This window comes from Photobacterium sanguinicancri (genome assembly GCF_024346675.1).
GTDB lineage: Bacteria > Pseudomonadota > Gammaproteobacteria > Enterobacterales > Vibrionaceae > Photobacterium > Photobacterium sanguinicancri.
This window is the reverse complement of record NZ_AP024850.1, coordinates 2,089,979-2,116,520: the sequence shown is the minus strand read 5'-3', so window position 1 is coordinate 2,116,520 and position 26,542 is coordinate 2,089,979. Positions and strand designations below refer to the sequence as shown.

At 41.1% G+C, this 26,542-nt stretch carries 23 protein-coding genes; 10 read left to right on the top strand and 13 right to left on the bottom strand.

Going from position 1 to position 26,542, the window contains the following annotated elements; genetic code table 11:
- Nucleotides 1-24 precede the first annotated feature (24 nt).
- Complete coding sequence (gene torC, locus OCU87_RS10105; protein ID WP_062690526.1) at nucleotides 25-1,191, bottom strand: pentaheme c-type cytochrome TorC; 1,167 nt, start codon at nucleotides 1,189-1,191, stop codon at nucleotides 25-27.
- A gap of 201 nt (nucleotides 1,192-1,392) precedes the next feature.
- Between torC and torR the strand changes: the two genes are divergently transcribed.
- Complete coding sequence (gene torR / locus OCU87_RS10100) at nucleotides 1,393-2,106, top strand: two-component system response regulator TorR (RefSeq protein WP_062690527.1); 714 nt, start codon at nucleotides 1,393-1,395, stop codon at nucleotides 2,104-2,106.
- A gap of 455 nt (nucleotides 2,107-2,561) precedes the next feature.
- On the opposite strand, the gene panP is transcribed toward torR, so the two are convergent.
- The 6 genes from panP to OCU87_RS10070 all read right to left on the bottom strand — a co-directional run bounded on the left by panP (nucleotide 2,562) and on the right by OCU87_RS10070 (nucleotide 8,746).
- Nucleotides 2,562-4,217, bottom strand: coding sequence for a pyridoxal-dependent aspartate 1-decarboxylase PanP (panP, locus tag OCU87_RS10095; protein WP_062690528.1), 1,656 nt, complete (start codon nucleotides 4,215-4,217; stop codon nucleotides 2,562-2,564).
- 119 nt (nucleotides 4,218-4,336) lie between these two features.
- Nucleotides 4,337-5,317, bottom strand: a complete 981-nt coding sequence (locus OCU87_RS10090) for a DUF2860 domain-containing protein (RefSeq protein WP_261857039.1) — start codon at nucleotides 5,315-5,317, stop codon at nucleotides 4,337-4,339.
- 119 nt (nucleotides 5,318-5,436) lie between these two features.
- Nucleotides 5,437-5,949: a hypothetical protein gene (locus OCU87_RS10085; RefSeq protein ID WP_094957406.1), complete on the bottom strand. Its 513-nt coding sequence runs from the start codon at nucleotides 5,947-5,949 to the stop codon at nucleotides 5,437-5,439.
- 214 nt (nucleotides 5,950-6,163) lie between these two features.
- Nucleotides 6,164-6,265, bottom strand: a complete 102-nt coding sequence (locus OCU87_RS10080; RefSeq protein WP_141226244.1) for a MetS family NSS transporter small subunit — start codon at nucleotides 6,263-6,265, stop codon at nucleotides 6,164-6,166.
- 1 nt (nucleotide 6,266) lies between these two features.
- Complete coding sequence (locus OCU87_RS10075) at nucleotides 6,267-7,748, bottom strand: sodium-dependent transporter (protein ID WP_062690530.1); 1,482 nt, start codon at nucleotides 7,746-7,748, stop codon at nucleotides 6,267-6,269.
- A 395-nt stretch (nucleotides 7,749-8,143) separates the two neighbouring features.
- Nucleotides 8,144-8,746 (bottom strand): porin family protein, encoded by a 603-nt coding sequence (locus OCU87_RS10070; RefSeq protein ID WP_261857038.1) that lies wholly within the window; start codon nucleotides 8,744-8,746, stop codon nucleotides 8,144-8,146.
- Nucleotides 8,747-8,893: 147 nt separating this feature from the next.
- Between OCU87_RS10070 and cydH the strand changes: the two genes are divergently transcribed.
- Nucleotides 8,894-8,983: a cytochrome bd-I oxidase subunit CydH gene (gene cydH / locus OCU87_RS10065; protein ID WP_157072620.1), complete on the top strand. Its 90-nt coding sequence runs from the start codon at nucleotides 8,894-8,896 to the stop codon at nucleotides 8,981-8,983.
- 164 nt (nucleotides 8,984-9,147) lie between these two features.
- A complete protein-coding gene (locus OCU87_RS10060) occupies nucleotides 9,148-10,410 on the top strand; it encodes a patatin-like phospholipase family protein (protein ID WP_261857037.1) in 1,263 nt (420 codons plus the stop codon).
- A gap of 92 nt (nucleotides 10,411-10,502) precedes the next feature.
- Here the strand turns inward: OCU87_RS10060 and OCU87_RS10055 are convergent, their stop codons facing one another.
- Complete coding sequence (locus OCU87_RS10055; RefSeq protein ID WP_261857036.1) at nucleotides 10,503-11,408, bottom strand: manganese-dependent inorganic pyrophosphatase; 906 nt, start codon at nucleotides 11,406-11,408, stop codon at nucleotides 10,503-10,505.
- Between the two features lie 311 nt (nucleotides 11,409-11,719).
- Between OCU87_RS10055 and OCU87_RS10050 the strand changes: the two genes are divergently transcribed.
- The 3 genes from OCU87_RS10050 (at nucleotide 11,720) to emrD (ending at nucleotide 16,196) form a co-directional block, all read left to right on the top strand.
- Nucleotides 11,720-13,012 (top strand): alpha/beta hydrolase, encoded by a 1,293-nt coding sequence (locus OCU87_RS10050; RefSeq protein WP_261857035.1) that lies wholly within the window; start codon nucleotides 11,720-11,722, stop codon nucleotides 13,010-13,012.
- A 946-nt stretch (nucleotides 13,013-13,958) separates the two neighbouring features.
- Nucleotides 13,959-14,558: a GTP cyclohydrolase II gene (locus tag OCU87_RS10045; protein WP_062690535.1), complete on the top strand. Its 600-nt coding sequence runs from the start codon at nucleotides 13,959-13,961 to the stop codon at nucleotides 14,556-14,558.
- A gap of 456 nt (nucleotides 14,559-15,014) precedes the next feature.
- Nucleotides 15,015-16,196, top strand: coding sequence for a multidrug efflux MFS transporter EmrD (gene emrD, locus OCU87_RS10040; RefSeq protein WP_189337874.1), 1,182 nt, complete (start codon nucleotides 15,015-15,017; stop codon nucleotides 16,194-16,196).
- 88 nt (nucleotides 16,197-16,284) lie between these two features.
- On the opposite strand, the gene OCU87_RS10035 is transcribed toward emrD, so the two are convergent.
- Nucleotides 16,285-16,611: an HI1450 family dsDNA-mimic protein gene (locus tag OCU87_RS10035; RefSeq protein WP_062690537.1), complete on the bottom strand. Its 327-nt coding sequence runs from the start codon at nucleotides 16,609-16,611 to the stop codon at nucleotides 16,285-16,287.
- Between the two features lie 90 nt (nucleotides 16,612-16,701).
- Nucleotides 16,702-18,135 (bottom strand): EAL domain-containing protein, encoded by a 1,434-nt coding sequence (locus OCU87_RS10030; protein WP_261857034.1) that lies wholly within the window; start codon nucleotides 18,133-18,135, stop codon nucleotides 16,702-16,704.
- A 381-nt stretch (nucleotides 18,136-18,516) separates the two neighbouring features.
- Between OCU87_RS10030 and OCU87_RS10025 the strand changes: the two genes are divergently transcribed.
- The gene (locus OCU87_RS10025) at nucleotides 18,517-19,290 is read left to right on the top strand and encodes a hypothetical protein (protein WP_083540926.1); all 774 of its coding nucleotides are present in this window, start codon (nucleotides 18,517-18,519) and stop codon (nucleotides 19,288-19,290) included.
- A gap of 72 nt (nucleotides 19,291-19,362) precedes the next feature.
- Nucleotides 19,363-21,747 (top strand): DNA polymerase II, encoded by a 2,385-nt coding sequence (locus OCU87_RS10020; RefSeq protein ID WP_261857033.1) that lies wholly within the window; start codon nucleotides 19,363-19,365, stop codon nucleotides 21,745-21,747.
- Nucleotides 21,748-21,847: 100 nt separating this feature from the next.
- Here OCU87_RS10020 and OCU87_RS10015 read toward each other — a convergent pair whose 3' ends face one another.
- On the bottom strand, nucleotides 21,848-22,159 hold the full coding sequence (locus OCU87_RS10015) for a hypothetical protein (protein WP_062690542.1): 312 nt from the start codon (nucleotides 22,157-22,159) through the stop codon (nucleotides 21,848-21,850).
- A 201-nt stretch (nucleotides 22,160-22,360) separates the two neighbouring features.
- Here OCU87_RS10015 and OCU87_RS10010 point away from each other — a divergent pair, with 201 nt between their 5' ends.
- On the top strand, nucleotides 22,361-22,612 hold the full coding sequence (locus tag OCU87_RS10010; RefSeq protein WP_189337872.1) for a DUF1289 domain-containing protein: 252 nt from the start codon (nucleotides 22,361-22,363) through the stop codon (nucleotides 22,610-22,612).
- Between the two features lie 65 nt (nucleotides 22,613-22,677).
- Here OCU87_RS10010 and rplY read toward each other — a convergent pair whose 3' ends face one another.
- On the bottom strand, nucleotides 22,678-22,956 hold the full coding sequence (rplY, locus tag OCU87_RS10005) for a 50S ribosomal protein L25 (RefSeq protein WP_062690543.1): 279 nt from the start codon (nucleotides 22,954-22,956) through the stop codon (nucleotides 22,678-22,680).
- A 389-nt stretch (nucleotides 22,957-23,345) separates the two neighbouring features.
- On the opposite strand from rplY, the gene OCU87_RS10000 reads away from it, so the two are divergent.
- Entirely contained in the window at nucleotides 23,346-25,502 is a 2,157-nt protein-coding gene (locus OCU87_RS10000; protein WP_062690544.1) for a TonB-dependent hemoglobin/transferrin/lactoferrin family receptor, read from the top strand.
- Nucleotides 25,503-25,596: 94 nt separating this feature from the next.
- Here the strand turns inward: OCU87_RS10000 and OCU87_RS09995 are convergent, their stop codons facing one another.
- Complete coding sequence (locus OCU87_RS09995) at nucleotides 25,597-26,535, bottom strand: SEL1-like repeat protein (RefSeq protein WP_261857032.1); 939 nt, start codon at nucleotides 26,533-26,535, stop codon at nucleotides 25,597-25,599.
- Nucleotides 26,536-26,542 lie beyond the last annotated feature (7 nt).

The following is a 26,542-nucleotide window of genomic DNA, read 5'->3' as shown; positions in this document are numbered from 1 at the left end:
GGGATACCTTCCGCCTATCGGGAATTAGTGTGCGCCAGCGCCGCCAGTGTCTTTACCGTGGTTCTGAAGATACTTAAGTAGGGTACGTTCTTCAGTTTTGCTTAGACGGTAGTAAGCGCTCATTGCATTCAGGCCAGAAATCCAACCGTTAGCAGTGAAGTGAGCTGGGTCTGGAGCCGCGTGACATGCGTTACACGTTGATGCGTACATACCTTCTGCGTAGTTCCAGATTGGCTGAATGTTGTCGATAAGATCAGCGCTTGTTACCCATGCTTGAACAGAAACGTGCTGCCATACGATGTCAGTCGCAGAGTCAGTCTTCTCTTCAATCAGTTGCTCAGTTGCTTTAACGTCGCCACGGATAGTTGCTTTGAATACACGTTTGCCCATGTACTCAGTCATTACACGGCCTTTACCTGCTTTTTCTAGCCAACCGTCGATTTGAACTTTAACCATGTCGTCTTTGCGTTCAAGAACCGTTACTTCAGATGCAGGAAGAAGTTTACCTTCTGCTTTACTTGCAGCGTCAGCAACAGCGTATAGGTCTTTTTCGCCAAGAGAATATAGTTTCTCAGCAGTAGCACCTTGACTGTTAGCAGTAGCTTGCAGTACTTCGAAGTCTTTTTGGAAGCCACCCGCCATGTTTGGCAGTTCGTGTGCAATACCTTTGTGACATTCAATACAGTTCATGTTTTCTGCTGCTGCTTTTTTCATTTCCATAGCGGCTTTAGCAGATTGTTTGCTGTGATCCATATCATCGTATGAGTGACAGCTTTTACATGTTTTAGAGTTTTGGCTGCTCATACGGCTCCAAACGGCTTGTGCCATTTCAAGACGATGATCTTCGAATTTTTCAGGCGTATCAATTTTGCCTGTAATGAAGTGGTGGTATAGATCTTTAGCTGCTTCCAATTTACGGAATACTTTACCAGGGAAATCTTTTGGCTGGTGGCAATCAGTACAAACTGCTTGAACACCTGAAGCATTTTTGAAGTGAACAGTTTCTTTGTACTCTTCGTAGTTTTGCTCCATGGTGTGGCACGAAGTACAGAATTCGATAGTCGAAGTAACCTCGAAGCCTTTGTGTACCACGAAGGTGCCCGCTAGGGTGATACCGATACCGACCAAAACCAGTGCAAGAATAGAAAGCTTGCTGCTAGGTTTGATCAACTTTTGCCAAAGTTTTTTCATAGTGGATGATTCCATTAAAGAATGATGTCACTGTTAAGTGGCAGTGACGTATAAATTTTTATGGTTTAATCTTAAAGACACGATGTGAATAAGGTTAAGGGCGGGCGTTAACAGTTAAAGCTGAATTATGTAAAGTTATTAATGGTTCAGTTGTTATGCTACCGTATTCAAGACAGCCAAATAATTAGAAAAGAGATAGAAATGAGCCATCACGTACTTGTTGTAGAAGACGAGATTGTGACCCGTACTAAGCTGGTGGGTTACTTTGAAAATGAGGGTTACAAGGTAAGTCAGGCTGAGAGTGGAACGCAAATGCGTGACATTATGGCTAGCGAAAAAATTGACCTTGTAATGCTTGATATCAATTTGCCAGGTGAAGATGGTTTAATGCTGACACGCGAGCTTCGTAGCCGCTCAGAAGTCGGTATTATTCTTGTTACTGGTCGAACAGATAGCATCGATAAAATCGTTGGGCTAGAGATGGGTGCCGACGATTATGTAACTAAGCCTTTTGAGCTCCGTGAACTGCTAGTTCGCGTTAAAAACCTGCTGTGGCGCATCTCTCTGGTCGAAAAGGCAAGAGATGAGGCTGTTGTAGAGTTACAAGAAGACAGCATTATTCGCTTTGGCGAATGGCAGTTCGACATCAATAAACGAGCACTAACCCATAACGGCGTACCTGTTAAATTAACTAAAGCTGAATATGAGTTATTGGTGGCATTTTCATCGCACCCTAATGTGGTTTTAAGCCGCGATCGTATTTTAAACATGCTTAGCCATCGTGTTGAAGCACCTAATGATCGCACTATCGATGTGTTGATTCGACGCATGCGATCTAAGATGGAAGCTGACCCTAAAAACCCACAAATTTTCGTGACAGTTCACGGTGAAGGTTACATGTTTGCTGGTGACTAAACGTTGGTTTATTTCGTTATGCAAGTTATTGATTTGTGTTGATTGAAATATTCATAAATTTTCATATTTGAGCCGTTATACACTGTATAGCGGCTTTTTTGTGCGCGCTAATCTGCACTTTTATTGATAATGATCAATTTATATTACGGCTTATTAATGAGTAATAAATGTGACACAGATCTCGCCTGTATGTAATTGATACAGCAGTTGTTTACTTTCTAATCGCAGAGCGACATAGATCTCATTCCGTCACGCTAAGTTTTGAGAGAAATGGCAGTGGTTATGTATTAGGAATAGCGATTAAATGAGTAACTGTGAAGGGAAGTTGATTGAAAATTGGGCGATTCATTGGGTGGGTAAATAAATTTTTAAATTTTTTTTCTGTTTATTCGTATATTAAAACACCAAGTACCACTCAGCCGAGCTGAGTGATACTGATTTTATGGTGAAAATGCTCACTCTTTATGGCGTTTAAGAATAGTTTGGCTCAATGTTTTGATTGCAGGCAGGCTTATTTCACTGTCTTGCGCGAGTATTCTTTGCTCCTTTAGTACGGCATGTAAGATGTCGTGACTAGTAAGAGGATTCGCTAATACAACACGAAAGACAGTCGTTATTTTACGTTGCCATTGCTTTGGATGAATACGTGTACGAGAGACAAAAGACTTGCCTGATTCGCGCTGACGTTTTTGAATGAACTGCGTCAAGTCATTGAGTGCTTCTAGTAATGTATTACGTTCATCATCTGTCGCGAGTAATAAAGCTTGCTGGGTGGCTTTAGGTACGTAACGATAAGTCAGTAGACACAATTCGGGTTCAGTGACTAATTCAAAATCATCTTGCTGGTTGATTAGATCAGCAAAGTACTCAGCTTTTTCAATACTGGCGTTGATCAGTAATTCATACCCTGGGCGACTTATAATATTGAGGCTAGCAAATAACAACATTGCCATACCACTACGAGAACCTTCAAGGGTATGACTACCCAAATCTTTCGAGCCCTTACGTAGTATGTATTCTGCATGATGTTCGATAGATGTCATTGAGGCTGGGTTTTTGAAAATAACCATGCCAGCGCCCATAGGGACATAGAGCTGTTTATGCGCATCGATAGTAACAGAGTCTGCGCGTTCAATCCCTTTGAGTAAATGACGATACTTATTCGACATTAATGTCGCGCCACCCCAAGCTGCATCCACATGGAAATGACATTGGTGCTGTTCAGCAATAGAGGCGAGTTCATCAAGGGGATCGATATTACCAGTCTCCGTCGTACCAGCTACCCCAATAATCGCAATAGGTTTGATACGTTTAGTTTCAAGCTCAGCTAACGTTTTAGTTAGATCGTCGGTACGAATACGGTTATTTTCATCAGTTTTGATAGGGATAACACAGTCACGACCAATACCTAATACGTCAGCGGCTTTCTTCAAGGAGTAGTGGCCACGCTCTGAGACTAAAATAGCGAGATCTTCATAGCCGTAGTGCTTCATCGCACGGAATAGACCTTCTTGTGCGACGCCACGGAATTCACCATCTGCTTTCAGTACGTTATTACGGGCAACCCAAAGTGCAGTGATATTAGCGATTGTGCCACCTGAACAGAATGATCCCAAAGAGTGGTTGGCACTGTGCATCCACTGGGTGTAGAAATCGTCTGCTTGGTCATAAATTAGATTATGCATCATCCCAAGCACTTGACGCTCTAATGGTGTGAAGGCTTTAGAGGTTTCGATCTTCACTAGGTTTTGGTTCAGACCAATCATGATTTTTGATAGCGGCATTAAGAAGTAGGGTAATGCCGAAGTCATGTGACCAATAAAACTTGGTGCAGAAGTATGCACCGATTGCGCCACTAACTTGTCTAATAAAAATTGGGTGTGATCGGAAACAAAACTCGGTGTTTCGGGAATATCAGCGCTTGAGAAATCCTTCTCAATTTCGGCCAAAGGTTTTTCTACCGCCGCAATGTGGTGACGGAGAAATTCATTGAGGTTCTGGGAAATGTCCAGCTCAATGGCACCCAGCGTTGAGTCGGGTGCTTCGGGCACTGTAAAAATGCGATGCATCGATGCTAACGACGCGTCTGCTTGTCGGTTATCCACTACCATACGCTTTCTAACTGAAAAATTTCCTTACTTATAACATATTCGCCACAAACTCCCACAAAACTTATTTTTCATAAATAGGGGGGGAGGGTGTAATTAAGGTTAAATCGCTGGTTATTTACTCAAAACTTGTAGTTTAAGCCTACGCTTACCAGCAAACTATCTTCATCATAGAAGGTTATATTGGACTGCGATTGATTGTAGCCAAGCAGCGAAACTGCAGACCAATCTTTCCACCCGAAAGGTTGGCGATATTCGTATGCTAAGAAAGCCCCCCAGCGGTTGTCTTTTTGTTCTTTATTAAACACAGGGTTAGCAGTATCAAATGCGGCGTGATCATAGCTAACGGTGAATGCAAAGCTAGATGAACGGAATAATTGTATAAGGCTGGCTTCACCACCATAGATAGTGTGGGCCATAGCTTCACCTTCGCTATCAACGCGAGTGTAGTTTACTGCGCCGCGTAGCATCATGCCTCGACCTATGAATTGGCTGTAGGAGCCTTGAGCAAACAAAATGTTAGCATCACGATCGAGCAATGCTTGATCTTGCTTGCTGAAGTTAGCGAACCCGCTTTTTTCATCGCCATAACTTTGGTGACCTACCGCAAGCTCACCAGAAAAATTCGAGCCCATAATTTTTTCTGCGGTTAGACGCAGTGCACGAGTTTTGACTTTGGTTTCTTCACGTTCATCATTCAAGATAAAGGGATCGGCCCATGTTTTTTGCTTTAACAAGCCAGGAACGAAACTAAAACTGAATGTGCCTGTGTCTTCAAACTTTTGGCGGAATCCGAGTTCTAAATGAAAGCGCCCTAGCGCAATATCAGAACGACGAGTACCAAAGAAGATTTGCTGGTCGGCAGATTCGAATGTGTAATTCAGCGTGCCGAGCGGTGCAATAAGAAAGCTATCTTGGGTCGACGCTTTCTCATTGGGGGAAGAGAGTGTTTTGTTATCAGTATTAAATTGTGAGGTTGAGCGCGTATAACCCGTAATAACGGATATTTCACCGCCAAAACCAGGCTCCCAATCCATATTGGGTCTGCCAGCATAACTTGATGCTGATATGACAGCGAGGCAGATAAGCGAGTATCTTTTCATATAACATCCTTGTTATCACAGTATGAGGGCATCATGCCCAAAGAGGTTTGTATTCTTATTAGTTGTAAGAATACAAACAGCTATGACAATTATACGGGGTGGTGGCCTAGTTGGATCAATTATTTACATTCGATACTTTCAATCTTAGTGATTTTTTCATTGTAAGCATTTAATGGCTTCTCAATATCACCAGGATGTGAAAGTAGATCAGCAAAAGCACTACGTAACTCGTAGTTTTTTGCATGTGGTGTACTTTGACGATCATCAAATGCCTGTTTAGCAAATTTACCTAACTCATCATCTTGCTGCGCAATGGCTTTAACGTCTTGTTGAGAAAGCTTCAACCAAGATTCGACAGATTGAGAAAAATCTAAGCGAGACTGATCATTTTCTAAGAACCAATCAAATGCCTGGCGATTCAGTTCAAAGTGGTGTTTACGCCCATCTAAAAACCATTGGCCAACTTCTTGTAGGTTCTTGTCTTTTTGGACTGATAGGGTAACTAGGCTTTCGTACCATGACAAAGAAGCATCAATATACTGGTGATATTTATTGCTTAAGCAGGTATCGCTAGCCGCCATAGCTGTTGTAGGTACTAAGGCTAAAGAGAGTAGTAGAGCAGGTAACTTCATTGCCAATCCTTGAGAAAGTCATTGTTATTATTGACCATATAGCACGTGTTGGAGGTGCGCTTGGTATTTGTTTGATTGTAATGGCTTGATTGACAGAAAGAAAAGAATTCTTTATTAAAATGATACGGGTTTGGCATTCCTTAGTGTTAATCGTCGATACAAATAAAAAGAGGCTCAAAAGTGAGCCTCTTTATTGTTTCTAGATGAAGCTAGATTATTGGCGATTTTTCTTCATCGCTACAGAGATGCAGTAAGCTGCGCCTCCCCATGTGATCCCAAGGCCGAATAGCATCATGATGATTGCACCTGTAGTCATATTAAGCCTCCTTTTGGATTACGGGTTTAGATGTCACGTTAATGATGACAGCGACGATAAACATTGCTGCTACCAGTCCCCAACCTAGCATTAATAGGTCAGATGTTGCGTAGCCACCGTAGCCGTCGGTAAAGGTGTTGACCAAGTTTGTTGCCAGAATAATGGCTAGCATTGCAGGGCTTAGGAAACGAAGACAGATTTCGAACCATTTACCAATGCTGAATTCAGAAATTTTGTTCACGTAATCACGTATATCTGAAATTTTAAATAGCCATGCAATAACAATCAGTTCAACCAAGCAGCTTGCAAGCAGTGCTACGTTATTGATGAAGTAGTCCACCAAATCTAGTAGCAATAGACCACCGTTGGTAGCAAAGGCTAGCGATACAACGAAACCTGTACCACACACCACGGATGCGGCTTTTTTACGGCTCCAGTTTAGTTTGTCAATAATGGCCGATGTCACTGCTTCAATGATGGAGATGTGAGAGCTAAGCCCCGCCACAACTAACGCAAAGAAGAACAATGGACCAAGGATATAAGGTGCTGGAAGTAGATTAATCGCTGCTGGAATGGTCACGAAGGCCAAACCGACACCTGCTGAAACTACCTCTGTTATCGGTTTAGCTTGTTCTTGAGCCATGTAGCCTAGTACACCGAAAATCAAGACACCCGCAGTGATAGAGAAACCACAGTTAATTAATACCGTCATGAAGGCGTTATTATTAATGTCAGATTTTTCAGGCAAGTAGCTGGAGTAAGCAATCATGATTGCAAAGCCGACACTTAGCGTAAAGAAGATCTGACCGTACGCTGCAGACCATACTTTGGCGTCTAGAATCTTACTGAAATCAGGTTGGAACAAGTAATTAAGACCATCCATAGCACCTGGTAGGAATAGCACTCGGCCAATGAGTCCCACAACCATCAAAAAGAGTAGTGGCATCATGATTTTAGATGCACGTTCGATACCGCCTTTTACACCGGTAAAGATAGCGGCAAACGTAATACCCCAAGCCAGTACCATAGGAATTGCAATGTGTAGCTGAAGGCTACCTAGATTACTTGGTGAGTTGTCACCCAGTTGCAGGTACTCGCTGAAGAAGAAGGCGTTAGTGTCTGCGCCCCAGCTTTGTGTAAACGAGTAACCAAGATAAGAAATAGCCCAACCAATAATAGCGACGTAATAAACCGCGATAATGGCAGCAATAAATACTTGGAACCAACCAAGCCATTCAAGTTTTCCGCCCAGCTTTGAAAAAGCTCGCGGTGCAGCACCACGTAATTTATGACCAAGGCTGAATTCCATAATCATGAAAGGGATACCGGCAGAAAGCATGGCAAAAAGGTAAGGAATAAAAAATGCGCCACCGCCGTTTTCATAAGCCATGTATGGGAAACGCCAGATGTTACCCAATCCGATGGCTGAGCCTACCGCGGCAAGAATGAATCCAGCGCGTGAGCCCCATTGTTCTCTCTTCATAAACAACTCCTTTTGTACTGCTATTCTCTATTTCGTAAATAAAATCTAGAGAAAAATGCTGATTATTTCCATTTTTGTACACGATTTATGGATTGTTAAACCGTGTTGATATACCGAGAGTAACGAGAGAAAAAATGTAAAGCAATAGAGTGTAACTTTGTTAACAAGGTTGGGCTTTAGTGTTAACTATTGCAAGGGGGAGTTGATTTGGCAGTGATTCCATGCATAAAAATACATTCTGGTTTAAATCACTAGTGGGGGGCTCATATCTAGCGATATATTTTATTTTCAGTTTGAGTGTTATTGGCTGTAAAACCACCAGAAATCAGTATGAGACCGCACTCGGTACGACAAACAGTGATATTTTCAGCCAAATGAAAAATTATTCACAAAAATCAGAAAGAAAACTGCATCCCTAGATTGGTTTGAAACTGGCTAAATAAGTTTGAATCGATAGAGATCTTACATGTTTCATTCCCTGTTGGCAGTGTACAGATAGCTGTCGTATTACTTTTTACAACATTGGCCAGCCACCTACCTTCTAAGACAATGCTTGCATTTTTAGTCATCTCATATTCAATGCCGCCAAATAAGCCTCCAGAGAAGAACAGATCTTTTTCAGACCACGATGCATTAACAAAGGTGCCACCAAGGCTTGCGCCAAAGTAACTTTTTAGTTGTTGCGTAGGTTGAAAGCGTAGGGAGCTTTGAAAGTGGAGGTAGGTGAATTGACTATTGCCCGTCACTTCTTCGGTATCTGTATTTTGATGGCTAAGGAAAAAGCCAACTCGACCAGGTTCGATATCGGTTTCGACTGCAATGTTATAGCTTGCAGCATGATTGACGGAAATGTTGTCACCTGCGTCATTCTTCATTGTGCCCGAGTAGGTGTAGCCAATCGCAGGTGTAACATAGATTTTTTCTGTATTTGCTAAGCTGCTGATTGGGAAGCAGGAAACGATACTGAGTGGAATGATATAACGAGAGAGTAATCGCATTGTTATGCCTTCTATTTAGTATTGATTTGTAGCGATATTGTGACAGCAATCTGCACTTCTCGCATATAATTCACGCTTAAACTTGAACTGCGCCTAAACTAGAGTTACAAAGATGTTAAAACATCACGTTGTATAGGGGATTAGATTATGGATATTGATTTAAAACTAGCACTAGTTGCTGTTACTGCTGCATTGGGTGTGGTCGCAACGTTCTCATTTATTTCTGTTTTGGCATAATCGCTTTAATTGTATAGCTTTGATTGTCACTGCGTTGCGGTAGGAAATGCGCAAAATACACTCTTCTTATTAAACGAGACATTGATGGTGTCTCGTTCCATCTTTATTCAATAATTGATGATATATTGGTTACTTAGCCTCTGATAGCACTGCGTGTATTGGATATGACAAATCGCTTATCATTTAGTTTAAAACAATCAGATTTACATATAGTAGATCAAATTACCGGCCAATTAGCGGGTATTGAGTATAAGAAAATTGCTTTAGTCGTTCAGGGGGGAGGCCAGCGAGGTATTTTTACTGCTGGTGTATTTGACGCCTTCTTAGAAGCTGGTTTTGACCCTTTTGACCTTTATATTGGTACGTCAGCTGGCGCATTAAACCTCTCATCTTATATCAGCCGTCAGCCTCGGTTTGGCTACAACTTTATTGTTAACTACACGACCCAAGATGACTTTTTTAATCTCTACAAGTACCTGAGTCAGCAAAAGCCTATGGACTTAGATTGGGCGCTGAAATGTGTTTCACCAACAGGCTCGCTTCCATTAGATATTGATAAAGCCAAAGCCGTATTGACCAACCGCGTTGCTCTAGCATCAACAACACGAAAAGATACGTTAGAAGATATTTATTTACCGATGTTTGATGATGATTGGAAGAATGTATTAAGAGCATCTTGCGCTATCCCCGTCCTTTATAATCAGCCAGTAAATATAAATGATCTTGAGTGGGTTGATGGTGGCGTTAGTGCTGCTGTGCCTGTGCAAGAAGCATGGCGTCGTGGAGCTGATTTAGTCATCGTAATTCGTACTGAACCAGTAGAAGAGCAAGATGAATGGGATGATATGTTCGATGACTGGCGTGACAAAATTGAGCAGTCGATTCCTGATTACATCGACAAAATTAATCGGAATCCATCGATTGGTAAATTACGAGCTGCACATTCAGACTTGTCACAGCGATTCCAGCTGTGGAAGCAAAGGCTAGATGATGAAGACAGTGTTCAACAAGATGCTGATTTCTCTGATGAGTTGAGAACAAATTCTCATTTACCAGAGAAAGTGAAATTGTTTTTGCAAAACCACAAAGAAAAGCGTTTAACCAAAACAAACAACGGTAGCTGGAAATGGCTTGCTCATAATAATATGGAGCGATTCTTAAAGTTAACTGGGAAAGGTAAGAATGCTGACGTTATTGAAATGCTGACGCAGTATTATCAAAGTTATCGTGAACAGTGTGATTTTCTGGCTAACGTACCTGACGGCTTGAAAGTGATCCAAATTGCGCCTGAGAAGGGCCTAAAAAGTCGAGCGTTATTAAGTGACAAAGATGATTTAGAAGTCGATTACCGTGAAGGAAAGGTAGTCGGAAGGGAGTTTGTGAGTCATTTTGCAGAGCTGATTCAAAATTCCAATGAGTCATCGTAGGCATGCCTACTGACTAAATTGTGTCTAAATTCACTTAAACAAAAAGGAGCACAATGTGCTCCTTTTTTAATGTTATTACAATAGCTTGCAGATTAAGCAAGTACTGTTTGTAGCCACGGCCAGCCTTGTTTCTTACGGCTTAGCGTGTCTGCCATCATTAGCATGCCATCTTTAGCGTGTGTATCTAAAGTTGCATTCCATTCACCTTTGTAAAGTAGGCGAGTTGTGCTTGTGGTGATGTCAGTTAGCATTAGAGCTGCCATTGCTAGACCTTCTTCGTCACAACGACGTTGTAGATCAGCGTTTAGCTCTTCAATCATCGCGTCAACTTGCTCTAATGTTGCTAGCTCGATTTGACCAACAACAACGTTACGCTCTTTGAATGGGTATGCTTTAAGATCTTTCTCTACAAGTTCAGATGCAGATAGACCTTGGATGTCAGTTTTAGCAATTAGAAGCTCTTTGATGAATAGATCAAGATCTTCAACACCCGCTAGTGGAGCAAGCTCTGCTACTGCATCTTTGTCTTTTTGAGTACAAGTTGGAGAAGCAAAACCAACAGTGTCACTAAGAATTGCAGACATCATCAGTGTTGCAAGTTCACGCGTGATTTCAGTTTCTTCCATCTTGAATAGGTTGAACATGATGGTACAAGTACAACCAACAGGCCAGATCCATGCTTCCAGTGGGTTAACTGTCATCACATCACCTAGGCGGTGGTGATCAACAATACCAACGATTTCTGCATCAGCGATGTCATCTGGTGCTTGTGCTAGATCAGAGTAATCAACTAACCATACTTTTTCGCCAGCAACGCCAGTACACATTTCTGGTTGATCAACACCAGCAGTTTTTAGGATGTGCTGAGTTTCACGGTTTAGTTCGCCTTGACGAACAGCTTTCGCTTCTAGGCCGCGAGCTTTAAGAAGTTCAGCACCAACAAGTGCAGAACAAATGCTATCACTGTCTGGGTTCTTGTGACCAACAACTTGAATCATGATGTTTCCTTTACTGCGTCTTTTACAGCGTCAGTGCTGTAAGACTGAATGGGGCGTACTCAATCGTTAGATCGAGTTTTCTCGATGGCGTAATTTTAGAGATTTTCACAAAAATAACAATTGCGAGTGGCAAATTTCGTATTAGTTGATTAAAAGCCCACCTTTTTCTTGCTCTAATTGAAGGGCTTAGCGTCAAAGTTAACTGTTTTTACGTATGGGGGAAATGTGCTTTCGCGTCCTTGTGGTGCTTGATATATGATGGTTATCTCGAGAAATTCTCAACATGACTTTAACTTTTCACGGAGGAATACGTGCAAACAACTTTTATCGATGGTGATCTTGTTTATCGGCCGCATTCATTTGAAGTCCCTCTTAACTACGATTATCCCTCAGAGAAGACGATTACTGTCTTTGCGCGAGAGATTGTTGCCAAGCAACAACAAGATACTGACTTGCCTTGGTTGGTATATTTACAAGGTGGCCCCGGTTTCCCTTCGCCACGTCCAGACAGCAATAGCGGTTGGCTAAAGCGTGCGCTACAAGAATACCGTGTGTTGCTGCTTGATCAGCGCGGTACTGGGCAGAGTACGGTTATTTCTCATCAAACATTGGCCAGTCAATCAACTGATCAGCAAGTGGCGTACCTAGCACAATTTAGAGCGGATAATATTGTACGTGATGCTGAGTTTATTCGTGAGGCTCTGAAAGTGAAGCAGTGGTCGATACTCGGACAAAGCTTTGGTGGATTTTGTGCCCTCCATTATTTGTCATATTACCCTCAGAGTCTTACCCAGGCCTTTATTACTGGTGGGCTTGCTTCGTTAACACGCCATGCTGATGATGTGTATCAGGCCACATATCAACGTGTTTTGGATAAGAACGCACAATTCTTTTCACGTTTTCCTTCTGCCCAGCAACGCTGTAATGAAATTGCGAACTACCTTGTTGATAATCATGTGTTATTACCTAATGGGCAACATTTCACCGTTGAACAATTTCAGTTGATTGGGATTAATTTAGGCAGAAGCGGCGCTGAACTCCCTATGTACTACTTGCTTGAAGATGCCTTTGTTGAAGTAGATGATAAACGTGAGCTGAGTTATGCCTTTTTAAATAGCATGCTGATGGAGCAGGCCTACCAAACTAATCCTATTTATGCGATTTTGCATGAATCGATTTACTGCCAGCATACGGCGTCGGCTTGGTCTGCGCATCGTGTTCGCGATCAATACCCTCAATGTCATTATCAAAAAGGGCAAGACTTCTGTTTCACGGGTGAAATGGTTTTCCCTTGGATGTTTGATCAGCTGGAATGTTTAAAGCCATTAAAAGCCGCGGCGGACTTATTAGCTGAAAAGTCAGATTGGCCGCTGTTGTATGATGTTGATCAGTTAGCTCGCAATACTGTTCCAGTTGCTGCCGCCGTTTACCTTGAAGATATGTATGTTGAATATGCGTATAGCAAAGAAACGCTCACAACATTGAAAAACGCTAAAGCATGGGAAACAAATGAATATGAACACAATGGACTAAAAGCCGATGGTGAGCGTATTTTAACACGGCTTATTCAGCTTGCTGACGAAATTGATGATCGTCAAATATAGCTGATTAACTCAATCTATTTTTGAAAAGCGCTCGTGATACAGGATAATAAGGTGTATATATATTACATGTTATTATCCTGCATGAGATTTACCATGAACACTACCTCTAACTCTCATCGACACTCTCGACAAAACACCTTGATTACCGTCATGCTATATCTTCCTATTGTGCTTAGCTTGTGGCTACTGGCTGCCCATAGTTTGCGGTTTGGTCATTTTTTTGCATTTGGTGTTTTATTATTATCCCCACTTTTACTGCTAATTCGACAGCATTATATTTTACGTGTATGTCAAGTAACGCTCTTTAGTGGTGGACTATTTTGGATTTACACCACCTATGGCATGTTGAGTGTCAGGCTTGCTATGGGAGAGGACTGGCAACGGTTATTAGTGATTATGGGTGGGGTGATTTTTTTTACGATTTTTTCTTCTTGCTTATGTATGCATCCAAGAGTAGAAAAACACTATAGCTAGACTTTTCAATTTAACCCTATAAATTAAAGGGTTGTAATTGTTATAATATAACAATAATCTACAGGCATTCATTGATTGGTAATTAGCAGCTTAAATTAATAGCGCTTGTTTATGGCTGTTAGTTGCACAAAGTGCGCCTTGATGCTTATTAAGTTGGTGTCATCAACATACTACGCTGTTCATCTTTGTTTTTATTTAGAGTACGAGCGTATGTAATCTAGCCAGTTGGTTGTTTTCAATTGGTCGTAATGGGGCGATCGTAAGGACAAACCTGTTTTCACTGATTGATTTTAGCTATTATCAAACTAAGAGTTGGTCGAATTACCACTATCGTTTTCTTCTTGTATCTTACTGAAAAAGAGATGGTGTGTATTTTACGCCTAGATATGTGCCTTTGGGGTGATCCTGAAGGAATGAATAATTGTATGACCCGTTGTTCTCGGGCCATAAAGAAGAAGTACTTAGGAATAAGATGGTAAATGTAAGGGCGAGAGTGCCTTTTAAAGTTGGTCTTAAGAGCAATATTCCTGCTGATTTGCTTTCATTTAATGGCCTTGAGTCGGGTAAAGAGCATGTTGCGGTAATTTTCCGTGATGCTGATAAACTAGCGTCAGTGCCACTAGTTCGCATGCATTCTGAATGTTTGACTGGTGATGTTTTTCATTCATCACGCTGTGATTGTGGTGAACAGCTTGATGAAACCATCAATAAGATGGGCGAGCAAGGTGGTGTTATTTTATACCTTCGTCAAGAAGGGCGTGGTATTGGCCTCTACAACAAAATTGATGCTTATGAGCTACAGAGCCAAGGTATGAATACTTACGAGGCAAATAACCACCTTGGTTTTGGTGATGATCTACGTGATTTTACTGAAGCAGCATTAATGCTTAAAGCACTTGGCTTGAGTACGATTCGTTTAGTAACGAATAACCCAAAGAAGATCCGTGAATTAGAAGAGAACGGTATTACTATCGCCGAGGTTGTTGGTACAAAAGCGCATGTTAAAGACGGTAATGAAAGTTACCTGAAAACCAAAGCTTCACACGGTAAGCACCGCTTTAATTTCGATTAATATAGCTGATAGATATAATTCTAAAAACGCCTCCTTGTGAGGCGTTTTTTTATGCTTGTGGATAAGCGCGAATATTCTGTATTTATGCAGAGTAAGCAGTCCATAGGCCTCAGGAAAAAGGAAGTGGTATTATGCTAATTCTCAGTAGAGGACGGCGTGCTGATTTCCCCACTGAAAATACATTACTTTTTCTAATCCAAATCATAATAAAGAATAGTGCTGAGTAACACGCTATTTTCTTGCCAGATTTCATCATCGGCTTTACTATCTGCGCATCTTAAAGCAGATATAGAAACTAAATAATATCGTTAAGGTAGATTATAGATTTACCTTATGAGTTATGGTTGGAGTAAAATTCTGCGATAGGACAATTTTTTCTCAATGAGAAACTCGTCTTTAATATATTGTTCTGTTGTGAGGGATTTGGTTGTGACTCAGCAATCACCAGAAACTAAAATGGCTCGTCTGTTATTTTTAATAATCATCTTAGCCGCTGTTGGTCAGATGACCCAGACGATGTACGTACCTGCTATTCCGGCTATGTCGGATTTCTTTTCCGTTGAATCTTCATACCTTCAAGCGGTAATGGCAGCGTATTTGATTCCGTATGGCTTATCTCAGTTCTTTTATGGTCCACTGTCTGACCGCATAGGACGTCGCCCTGTGATCATCATTGGTATGGTGATTTTCTTAGGCGGTACCGTGATGGCTATATTTTCGCCTAGTTATGAAGTGTTCTTATTGGCGAGCTTTGTTCAAGGTATGGGTACTGGTTGTGGTGGGGCAATGTGCCGTACTGTGACTCGTGACTGCTATAACGGCACTGATTTACATCGTGCTAATAGCTTAGTCAGTATGGGGATTATTTTTTCTCCTTTGCTTGCGCCAGTGCTTGGTGGTTATTTATCGAGTTACTTTGATTGGACAGCTAGCTACTATTTCTTGCTTCTATTTGGTGCGTTAGTCACGGTGGCGATGATGATGTTCTTCACTGAAACGTTACCACCGCAAAATCGTCGCCAAGAAAAAGTATGGGTAAGTTACCGCTATGTTGTCAGTAACCGCCAGTTCCAAGGCTATGTTTTATGCCTTATTGCTACCTTTGCGGGTATTGCAGTATTTGAAGCCGCGGCTGGTGTGTTGTTAGGTAGCGTATTGAAGTTAGAACCAACAATGGTGAGCTTTTTGTTTGTTTTGCCATTACCTGGTTACCTTGGTGGTTCATGGCTTTCTGCTAACCTAGTGAAAAAAATGGGTAATACCCGCGTACTTTACTTAGGTATGTCTGCGATTGTTCTCGGTGCCGTAACTATTTTAGTTCCAGGCCTAGCGGGTACAGTTACGGTGAGTTCACTGATTGGAGGTGCGTTCTTGTACTTCATTGGGGCAGGGGTATTATTCCCGGCAGCAACAACAGCAGCAATTGAACCATTCCCTAATCACGCGGGTACTGCTGGTGCGGTACTGGGTGGTTTGCAAAACTTAGGTGCGGGCTTAGCGACATTAGCAGCATCAATGATGCCTGCGGATAATCAATTAAGCTTAGGCATTGTGATGATAGTTATGTCTTTTATCGTCATGGTGAGCTTGAGTTGGGTGCGTAAAGGTCAGCAGCACGATACGGAGCTATTGGTGTAGCGCAACCTCGGTATTCTACTTAAAGAAAAGGCAGGGTGACTATTTTCATAGTTAGCCCTGCCTTTTTTGTTTAAATTATGCGATTAGCTTAATCGCGTTTCCATAAAATATGACAGAATTTATTTTCTGGGTCGCGGCTAATAAGAAGGCGCGCAAACACGTCATCAAGTACATCGTCCTCTTCATTTACAAGGCCAATGCGTACTTCAGCGAAAACATCCCCATCGATAGCAAAACCAACGTGTTCTGGCCAATCTGTACCCGTTTCGACAAGTTCGGCTGCACCACGGTCTTCGAATTGCGCAGTGAAAAGAATCACATCAACTGGCTCTAAGTTGTCTTGAGCCATCTCTAGAAAAATATCGTATGCAGCGTCGATCACATCATCGAAAGAGATCAGGTCTTGGTTTTCCATATAGTGCTTATAACTCTTACTATTTACAATTATGGGCAGTATATCTTGATACTAACGTAATTTGGAGATCTCATAGGCATAGATGGGTGACTATATGATGTTCTCGGCTACAATCTTAGCTTGTAGTTGTTGGATGTAGTTTTTTACGCTCATAGGTTTAGCAAACAAATAGCCTTGGCAGCACTCTATATTAAGCTGTCGGATCCGATCTGCTTGTTCTATGGTTGCAACGCCCTCTGCAATAACGATGCATTTAAAGCGTTTTGCGAGTTCACAAATGCTATCAAGAATTGAAGGTGTGGTGCCTGCGTTACTTGAGGCTGCGATAAAGGTGCGGTCTATTTTTAAAATATCAAAGCTTAGCTGTTGCAAGCGCGATAGTCCTGAGTAACCGCAGCCAAAATCATCCAGCGCCCATGTTACCCCTTCTTTTCGCAGGCGTGTCATGCCACTTTGTAACTGTGTTAATTCATCGTCGGTAAATGTTTCTCGCTCTGTAAACTCGAGTACCAATCCTTTCTGTAGCGAGGGGAATTGGCGGATGATATTAATGAGTTTATGAACAAAATAAGGGCTCGCAATCATAGAAACAGTAACATTAAGCGACAAGTAATGCGTAGTAGATATCTTGTCGAGTATTGTTTTGTTACGACCGGCTTCTGCCAGTAATGTTAATGTTATCTCGTTGATCAAGCCTGTGTTTTCAGCAATAGTTAAAAATTCTGCTGGTGATGTTAAGCCATTTATAGGGTGTTCCCAGCGAAGAAGTATTTCTGCGCCGAGCCATCTTTCCGTATTACTGCATACAATTGGCTGAAGGTACCCCGTAAATTCATTGTTTTTGATGCCTTGTTGGATCTCTGATTCAAGCGTACGACGGGTTTTATTGTATGAGTAAAGCATGACTAGTAATAAGGCTGTGAGTAATGAAGCGACCATCAAAGCAAACAGTATTTGGTCGTTAAATGCCTGTAATAACAGCGCACTGTTATAGCCAAGAGCGACTGAAAATGGGTAGTGCTTAGATGTAATCTCAACATGATTGATTAAATCTCTGCTGCTAATATTTTTGTTACCAGCGATGAATTTCCCACCATATACTACTTGCGCCTTCATCATGTTACGCTGACCGAAATCGCTAATCCAAAAATCCATATAGGCTAAGTGAAGTGAAACCCTTACCCACATGTCTTTGTAGGGAACAAGATAATAGAGGTTCTTTTTGTTTCTTCGCTGATCGTAAGCGGTATAACTTATTCGGTCGGATCGTTGAGCTAAGTTGGTAGGAAGTTCAGATGAAATATCAAGATTTTGCTGCTGACTACGATCAGAACAAATGATCTTATTATTTTTTATAAAGCTGATACCTTTAATTGATACGGAGTCGAAAATAATGTCTTCGAGCAACAGCCTATCATTTTGACTGCAAAAGTTTTTAACGGTATCGATGCTTGCTAGTTTGTGTTCAACGCCAAAGAATAAATTGTCTATGCGCACAACAGCACGTTGAGCTGTATGGTTCATTCGATGGTTTGTTTCAGCGGCTACCCACGCGAAATTTAGCGACATAGCTAGAATAAAAAACACAGAGGCAAAAAGAACGTTTTTTTTGCTGAACATACGCAGGTGAACACATAACCGAAGAAAGGTGGAGCAATATAGAGTAAAGCAAACTTGTTGCACAGTTTTTTTGTCATTAATGCTGGGAAAATTGATAAATTTTGATTTAGATTAATTTTTCAAAGTGTTTGTTTTTTGCGTACGGTAAATAACCGAATTTAAAGTGTATGGCGTGTTTTTTATGCGCAAGGGCAGAGCGTTGAGATTGCATGTCAAAATGGCCCGAAATCGTATATTATTTTGCTGATAAAACACGATCGAATGACAAGAAAGCAGGACACAATTGTGACAAAAAGACTGCCCGTTTTGAGTAGAGACCACGGGTTTCAACAAGAATACATGCCAGTACTGCTAGATGCTGTTAAGCAGTTTAGATCTGGCTTGAGCACTGCCTTTCATAGTATCTACTTAAATGGCAGTGTAGCGAGGCGCGATGCCGTTTGGGGAAAGTCTGATGTCAATTTTACCATTGTTGTAAAACATAAGCTCCAAAGCAATGAAGCATCGGCATTGAATGCTATAACGTGGCGTTTAAGCAATCATTATCCACACGTGCGTAATGTCACGACCAAAGTGGTGGTCCTTGATGATGTACTTGGGTTAGCGGGTATTTTTGAGTGGGGAGTCTGGTTAAAGCATTGTTCTGTCTGCTTGAATGGCGATGATCTCTCTAGTCGCTTTGGTCACTTTGAAATTAGCTGGGATATAGCGCGTACTTTAAATGGTGATATAAAAACGCAGCTTAGCGAATATCGTCATAAAATAATGAAAACAAAAGTGACTGAAAATTATCTCGATTATTGTGAACATATTGGTAAGAAGATGATTTGGAGCGCGTATTGCTTAGTGCTACATCGTAAGCAACAGTGGGAGCTTGATATCAATAAAGGTGCGGATGTCTTCTTAGAGTATTTCCCTGAGCATTTAATGGACATAGAAAGAGCGTTTATTCTGGCTAGTCGCACTCAAGTGCCTAAAAAAGCCGCCATATTTTTAATGGATCAGTTTGGTGGTTGGCTGGTTGAAGAATTTGATAAAACTAACCGTCGTATTGGTTGATTCCGACTCTATTTTATTGCTTAAACGTTAGCACTCTCACCATTCATTTTTGCCATTATTGCTGAGGCTTCATTGCATTCATATTCCTCTGGGTTTGTATTAACCCGACAAAGTCGAGACTCTCAGGGTCAAACAGAAATCATTCTTTGGGTGAAGACAGATCAAGGACCAGTGCGGCTTGTTATTCGTGGTGATAGACCCGTTTGCTTTATTCCCGCTCAATACAAAACGCATGCACAGCAGTTATTACGACAAGCACAGATAAATACGACATGGCGTGATGTTCAATTATCGTCCTTTGAACATCAGCCTATGGGGGCATGCTATTGCGATACGTTACGCGATAGCCATCAGATCCCATTAATACTGGTAGCACAAAATATTGCCTGTTATGAAGCAGATATACGTTTAGCTGATCGCTTTTTAATGGAGCGCTTTATCCGCGGTGGTATTGTTTTTACAGGTAAGCCCATCACGAAAGGTGGATATGTCGAATTTCAGCAAGCGAAAGCAAAAGCAGGGGAATACCAACCTGAATTTTCGATGGTCTCACTCGACATTGAATGCTCTGAAAAAGGCATTCTCTATTCTGTTGGGTTACACAGCGAACGTGATAGTCGCGTTATCATGGTGGGTAAACCGCAACAAATAGAGCATGCTGATCAGCCTGATTGGATCCAATGGGTCGATGATGAGAAAGCCCTGTTACTCGCACTAGAAGTTTGGTTTCAACAGTATGATCCCGATATCGTGATTGGCTGGAGTGTGGTGGATTTTGATTTTCGTCTTTTGTTAAAGCGGGCGGAATGGCATAACTTGTCGTTACGGATTGGTAGGGGAAAGCAAACACCGCATTGGCGACAATCAAGTAATAATAACCAGCAGGGTTTTATCTCGATTCCGGGCCGTGTGGTGTTAGATGGTATTGATGCCTTAAAAACGGCAACGTACAACTTCCGATCTTGGTCACTTGAATCTGTTTCACAAGAGCTGCTAGGTGAAGGAAAGTCGATCCATAATGTGCATGATCGTATGGCTGAAATTAACCATATGTTCAAGCACGACAAGCTGTCACTTGCGCGGTATAACCTACAAGATTGTAAACTTGTCACCCGTATTTTTGAACACACTCATCTACTGGATTTTGCGATTGAACGTTCACGTTTGACTGGTGTTGAACTTGATCGTGTTGGTGGCTCTGTCGCGGCATTTACTAACTTATACTTACCTCAGCTCCATCGTGCTGGCTATGTCGCGCCTAATTTAGAAAGCGAAAATTGGATCGCAAGCCCTGGTGGCTATGTGATGGATTCTAAACCTGGTTTATATGATTCGGTACTGGTCCTTGATTTTAAGTCGCTATATCCATCCATTATTCGTTCTTTTCGGATTGATCCTATGGGGCTGGTGGAAGGTTTATTGCTGGAAGAAGGCAAGGCGGATAATCAAGCTATTGCAGGGTTTCGTGGTGGGCAATTTCACCGTGAAAAACACTTCTTACCCGAGATGATAGAAGCATTATGGACTGCGCGTGATAAAGCAAAGTTAGATGGCGAGAAAGCCTTTTCGCAGGCCATTAAAATTATCATGAATTCCTTTTATGGCGTACTAGGATCGTCAGGTTGTCGGTTTTTTGATCATCGCTTAGCGTCATCAATCACGATGCGCGGGCATGAAATTATGAAACTAACGCGTGAATTGATTGAGCAACAAGGTTTTGAAGTTATTTATGGTGATACAGATTCAACATTTGTTTCTTTAAAGTCTGCTCATAGTGCGGTAGCTGCGGATAAAATTGGCCATGCGTTGGTTAAACATATCAATGCTTGGTGGACAGAGCACTTAGCCCAAGAATACGGTTTGTCGTCTGCGTTAGAGATTGAATACGAAACGCATTACCATAAGTTCTTGATGCCAACGATAAGAGGGCAAGAAACGGGCAGTAAAAAGCGTTATGCCGGGCTAATTGAGCGCAATGGCCAACAAGAGATCATCTTTAAAGGGCTAGAGACAGTTAGAACAGACTGGACGGTGCTAGCACAAGAGTTTCAGCAGGCGCTTTACCACAAGGTTTTCCATAATGAAGACGTAGACGAATACATCCGTGATTATGTAGAACGCGCAAATAGTGGTGAGTTTGATCATAAGTTAGTGTATCGCAAACGGCTGCGTCGTAAGTTGTCAGAATATCAAAAAAATGTTCCACCGCATGTGCGTGCAGCTCGGCAAGCCGATGCAATAAATAAAAAACTTGGACGGCCTTTGCAATACCAGCATGGTGGTTGGATTGAGTATATCATTACACTAAATGGCCCAGAGCCGAAAGAAGCACTGCAAAGTACTATCGATTATCAGCATTATATAGACAAGCAATTGAAGCCTGTAGCAGATGGTATATTGCCGTTTATTGGAACGAGCTTTGAAGAGTTAATAGCCCCACAGATGGGCTTGTTTTAGTTTATATCAGGCGGATAGGCAAATAGTAAAGATTAGTTCATGCGGAGTGAGTAGCTCAGTAAACCACTGAGCTACTTTTTAGCATTAAGTGACGTGTAGATTAATCGAAGTAAGCAATAGAAACGATATCACTCTTATTAGCATGAATCGGATCAAACTTAATGGCTCCACGATTAGGAGTGCAAATCTTCAATATATCACCACAGTCGAAAATGGCTAATACAGTTTCATCGTTACGGAAAATGGTTGGAAGCGGTTTGCCAACCTCACACTGGCATGTGTCACCTTCATGTTTCCATTCAATTTGATGAATGCGTTTTTCTTGAGATGGCGCTGAAACATGATTGCCGATAGAAGTGAAAACTGATTCTGCTTGAGAGCGAGTTTCAGCTGATGGTACAAAAAAATCCATGGTTCCCTCCTGCTAATAGCGATATAGCTATGCATCTATTATGTATAGTTCCTCAACCAACGCTATAACAAATAAAGAGCATCATCAAGTAAACCAACAAAATTAGCTGCAATTTAATTACACTAATGTGGTGGCTAAACGCTGATAAATACGTGATTGTTGACTATATTCAATAGAATAGCGTAGTAATTTGCGGGGTAGATGAATGTGGAGCAATTAGAATTTTTCTCTATTCCAAGCCCGTGTATTGGCGTATGCCAAATGAATGAACGTGGATATTGTAGAGGGTGTATGCGCAATAGAAATGAGCGGTTTAATTGGCAGTCAATGGATGCGTCTGAACAAAGAAATACACTACGCTTATGTCGTCAGCGATATATTCGTATGCTAAAAGCCAAAGCGAATGAGTCAGTTGAAGCCGGGGAGGATAACCCACAGCAAGGGTTATTTTGATTGCAGTTAATAAGCATAAAAAAAGCGCCTAAAAGGCGCTTTCAAAATTCACAATGAACACGCAATTAGATGCGTTTGAAGTCCATGTGTTCAACTTTAGGCTTGAACACGTGACGTTGGATGTCTTGTGGCTTAACCTTAATTTCTTGACCGTCGATTACTAGAGTGATCTCTTCGTAAAACTCAGGCTTATCCATTTGGTTGATCACATCGCTGTGTAAAAGTTCGATAGCGATAGGAGCTGCTTCACCACCGTAGATGATAGCTGGGAACTTTTCTGCAAGACGTAGACGGCGGCTCGCACCTTTACCTAGATCTGTACGTACAACTGCTTCAAATTTCATTTTATATACTCTTTTAATAAATAATTCACTGAGCAATGCGACCTTGCTCAATGTCGTTAAAAACGAGCGCGAATTCTACCGTCGCACACTAGATAACGCAAGGTGAATTATAGCTTTTTATCTTCAATCAATAATATAAAAGTCATCGAGCGTATTAAGTGATGTGGTTGTTTTAATTTTGAACAAAGCCATATTGTTAGGATGATGTGATGTGTGGCTATAAAAAGACCATAGAAGTAAAATGACGCATTGACAAATGCCAAATTAAGCAAATAAACATCAAAAGTGCGATCTGGATCATATTACTAATGATAGTAATTATCGTTTGTATTTGTAATAATTCTCAGCAACAAAATACAAATTGATAATAATATTATTAAGCAGGGAACATGAAATACAAACTATCGCTCGTTACGACATCGATTTTACTCGCAGTATCACCTCTTATACACGCTCAAGAAACTGTATCGGTTTTCGATGAAGTTGTTGTATCGGGAACTCGTTCGGAAGAGAGTATCAAGAATGTATCTAGCAGTATTGCTAAAATTTCCTCTGAAGACATGACTGAAAATCTAGCAACAGATATTCGTGATGCAGTTAAGTACGAACCCGGTGTGAGTGTTAACGGCGGTGGTGGTCGATTTGGTTTAAATGGCTTTAATATCCGAGGAATGGATGAAAGCCATGTCAAAGTGATGATTGATGGTGTTAAACAGCCCGTGTCTTACAATCCAGGCTCTGCTGAAATGCGTTTTAATCAAAATATGTATGAGATCGATACGCTAACAGCCATTGAAATAAACAAAGGCCCTTCATCAGCTCTGTACGGTAGTGATGCTCTTGGCGGTGCTGTAATGCTTCGTACTAAAAACCCTGAAGATTTACTGGGCCACGGCGATGATACTCATGTAGGTTTCAAAACGGGTTATCAAAGTGCGGACGAAGGCTTTAAACAAACGCTAACTGTTGCGAACCGTACAGGTGACCTAGAAACAATGGTTATCTACACGCACTTAGACGGTAAAGAAACAAAAGCACATAGTGACGGCGCAGATATTAATGGCCCTGAGCGTGGTCAAGTTGATCCATATGCATTACGCCAAGATAATGTACTGGCAAAAGCGTTTTACCAAATAAATGATGATCACCGCGTTGGTCTCACTGGTGAATACTTCACACGTTCCGGCGAAGGGCGTCTTTTAAGCAAAGAAGGCTTCGAAATGATGCCTGGCTATAAATACACCAACAATTATGCGGAAGATGACGATCAGCGCGTCCGTGTTGGATTCGAACATGAGTGGCTAGCCAATAATGTAGCATTTGATACATTAAACTGGCAGGTAAACTGGCAAAAAATCGAGAGTGATCATGACACACAAGATCATACCGATGCGAAAGGCTTAAGAACCCGTAATCGTAATGGTGTTGGGAATAGCTATCAGTTTGATGCTCAGTTTGGCAAAGAGTTAGCGCTGGGCTCAAGCCGTCATCAAGTTATTTATGGTCTTTCAGGTTTAAAAGAAAGCTTTGTACTTAACTATACCGATACAAACCTTGATACAGGCACTGGTAAGGAAAAAGCCCCTGAAATTCCAGAAGCAGACTCAACACAATGGGGTGTTTTCTTACAAGATCAGGCATTCTTATTTGAAGATGCATTAGTGGTTACAGCAGGTGTTCGTTACGATGCATTTGAAGCAAAGCCAACCGATACCAGCAAATACCCTAAACATAAAAGTGATGCTTTCACTGGTAAGTTAGGTGCGGTGTACCACTTTAACCAAAATGTAAGTACTTTCGCTCAATTTAGCCAAGGCTTTAAAGCACCAACGCTACAAGATTTGTACTACTTCTATGGTATGGGGGCGACTTACTTACCAAACCCAGATTTGAAACCAGAAGAAAGCCAATCGTACGAAATGGGTCTACGTGCTAATAATCAATTCGGCGATCTTGAGCTTATTGGTTTCTATAATGATTACAAAAACTTTATTGCTGAAGACCATATTGGTAAAGATTCAGAGAATAAAGATGTGTACACCAAGAAAAACATTGGTAAAGCTAAAATATACGGAGCTGAATTCAAAGGTAGTTTATACCTAGATGAAGCAATGGGTGCACCAATGGGTACATACTCTCGTTTGTCTGTGGCTTATGCAAAAGGCGAGAATAAAGAAACGGGTGAAGCAATTGAAACAGTAGCACCGTTAACAACAGTCGTTGGCGTTGGCTATGATTCACCAAGCGAGAAGTGGGGTAGTGTGGTTAACTTAACCGTTGTCGCATCTAAATCTGGCGATGAATGGGAAAAACCAGCTCAAGGCACGGAAGCTAACGTTGAAGCACCAAGCTACGCTGTGGTTGACCTAACAGCTTACTACCGCCCAACTCAAGACCTTACGCTTCGTGCTGGCTTGTTTAACGCATTCGATGAGAAATACTGGCTATACCAAGATCTCAATGGTGTTACTGAGTCAACTAAAGGCATTGATCGTCGCACACAACCAGGCCGCAACTGGGGTGTCAACCTAGATTACTCTTTCTAAGTTAGTTTGAGATATTTAAAGTAATTAAATTAAACCGCACGAAAGTGCGGTTTTTATTAAAAAATTAATTATATTATTAAATGTTTGATTTACTCTAAAGTGGGCTGTCAATACTAATTAACCGTTTCCTAAAAAAAATCATTTCATCATTTGTAAGTGAATAACCATAATCTTTATTGTGCTCGTAATAAACAACATGGTCATTGATGTAATTGTTAGTTCTCTCCTTAACGATGGCTAAATCTTCGCTAGATAATGATTTGTTTATTCGGTCTGACATTTTTTTTGATAGGCTAATACCATCTTCATATTGTTCATTCTTAATAAAGTGGCTATGTATGGCGTAATATTGGCTGGCTATTAATAGTCGGTTGGTTTTATTTTCGTTGTGAGTGAAATTATGCATGTTGGCAATCGCAATAATAGCGCTAGCATCTCCTTTATCTAATAATGGCTTTATAATTGACAGTGACATATTTAGATTTCCTTGATGGGATTTTTCACGTGACTTTTGTATGATTGCTTTGTTGAATTTGTTTTCAAATGATAGTGTTAAAAGCGCTTGAGTAGCATTTTTCCTACTACTATCAAATATGAAAAAACCATCACCGTTTTTATAACTTTCATATAAGTTATATTGAGCTCTACCATCACCCAGTGAAGATGCTCTTTTTAGCCATTTAATCCTATTATCAAGAATAGATAGCAAGTACATAGCATATGTATCATCTTTCTTTGCTCTTTCTTCTAAAATTATTAATGCTAGTTTCTTCCATTTTTCTCGATCTCCAAGTGATCTTGATAAACTTAGATCAACAATAGCATTTATATTTCCAATTCTTGCTGAATTCAATAAGTATTTATGTTCATTTTTGTTTTGAATGAATATGTTATCTGCATAAGTTTTGGCGTAAATATAAGAAGCAGCAGAGCTTTCTTGAATTAAAGGCTCTAATATTTCTCTTGATTGACTATACTTGTTTTGTGAGTAAAGTATTCTGCCAATGTCAAGAGTTTTATTTCCCTCTGCCATGCAGTTG

Bases quoted from the DNA above. Each gene is read 5' to 3' on its own strand.
- torC (WP_062690526.1), bottom strand. From the start codon at position 1,191: ATGAAAAAACTTTGGCAAAAGTTGATCAAACCTAGCAGCAAGCTTTCT.
- torR (WP_062690527.1), top strand. From the start codon at position 1,393: ATGAGCCATCACGTACTTGTTGTAGAAGACGAGATTGTGACCCGTACT.
- panP (WP_062690528.1), bottom strand. From the start codon at position 4,217: ATGGTAGTGGATAACCGACAAGCAGACGCGTCGTTAGCATCGATGCAT.
- OCU87_RS10090 (WP_261857039.1), bottom strand. From the start codon at position 5,317: ATGAAAAGATACTCGCTTATCTGCCTCGCTGTCATATCAGCATCAAGT.
- OCU87_RS10085 (WP_094957406.1), bottom strand. From the start codon at position 5,949: ATGAAGTTACCTGCTCTACTACTCTCTTTAGCCTTAGTACCTACAACA.
- OCU87_RS10080 (WP_141226244.1), bottom strand. From the start codon at position 6,265: ATGACTACAGGTGCAATCATCATGATGCTATTCGGCCTTGGGATCACA.
- OCU87_RS10075 (WP_062690530.1), bottom strand. From the start codon at position 7,748: ATGAAGAGAGAACAATGGGGCTCACGCGCTGGATTCATTCTTGCCGCG.
- OCU87_RS10070 (WP_261857038.1), bottom strand. From the start codon at position 8,746: ATGCGATTACTCTCTCGTTATATCATTCCACTCAGTATCGTTTCCTGC.
- cydH (WP_157072620.1), top strand. From the start codon at position 8,894: ATGGATATTGATTTAAAACTAGCACTAGTTGCTGTTACTGCTGCATTG.
- OCU87_RS10060 (WP_261857037.1), top strand. From the start codon at position 9,148: ATGACAAATCGCTTATCATTTAGTTTAAAACAATCAGATTTACATATA.
- OCU87_RS10055 (WP_261857036.1), bottom strand. From the start codon at position 11,408: ATGATTCAAGTTGTTGGTCACAAGAACCCAGACAGTGATAGCATTTGT.
- OCU87_RS10045 (WP_062690535.1), top strand. From the start codon at position 13,959: ATGGTAAATGTAAGGGCGAGAGTGCCTTTTAAAGTTGGTCTTAAGAGC.
- emrD (WP_189337874.1), top strand. From the start codon at position 15,015: ATGGCTCGTCTGTTATTTTTAATAATCATCTTAGCCGCTGTTGGTCAG.
- OCU87_RS10035 (WP_062690537.1), bottom strand. From the start codon at position 16,611: ATGGAAAACCAAGACCTGATCTCTTTCGATGATGTGATCGACGCTGCA.
- OCU87_RS10030 (WP_261857034.1), bottom strand. From the start codon at position 18,135: ATGAACCATACAGCTCAACGTGCTGTTGTGCGCATAGACAATTTATTC.
- OCU87_RS10015 (WP_062690542.1), bottom strand. From the start codon at position 22,159: ATGGATTTTTTTGTACCATCAGCTGAAACTCGCTCTCAAGCAGAATCA.
- OCU87_RS10010 (WP_189337872.1), top strand. From the start codon at position 22,361: ATGAATGTGGAGCAATTAGAATTTTTCTCTATTCCAAGCCCGTGTATT.
- rplY (WP_062690543.1), bottom strand. From the start codon at position 22,956: ATGAAATTTGAAGCAGTTGTACGTACAGATCTAGGTAAAGGTGCGAGC.
- OCU87_RS10000 (WP_062690544.1), top strand. From the start codon at position 23,346: ATGAAATACAAACTATCGCTCGTTACGACATCGATTTTACTCGCAGTA.
- OCU87_RS09995 (WP_261857032.1), bottom strand. From the start codon at position 26,535: ATGGCAGAGGGAAATAAAACTCTTGACATTGGCAGAATACTTTACTCA.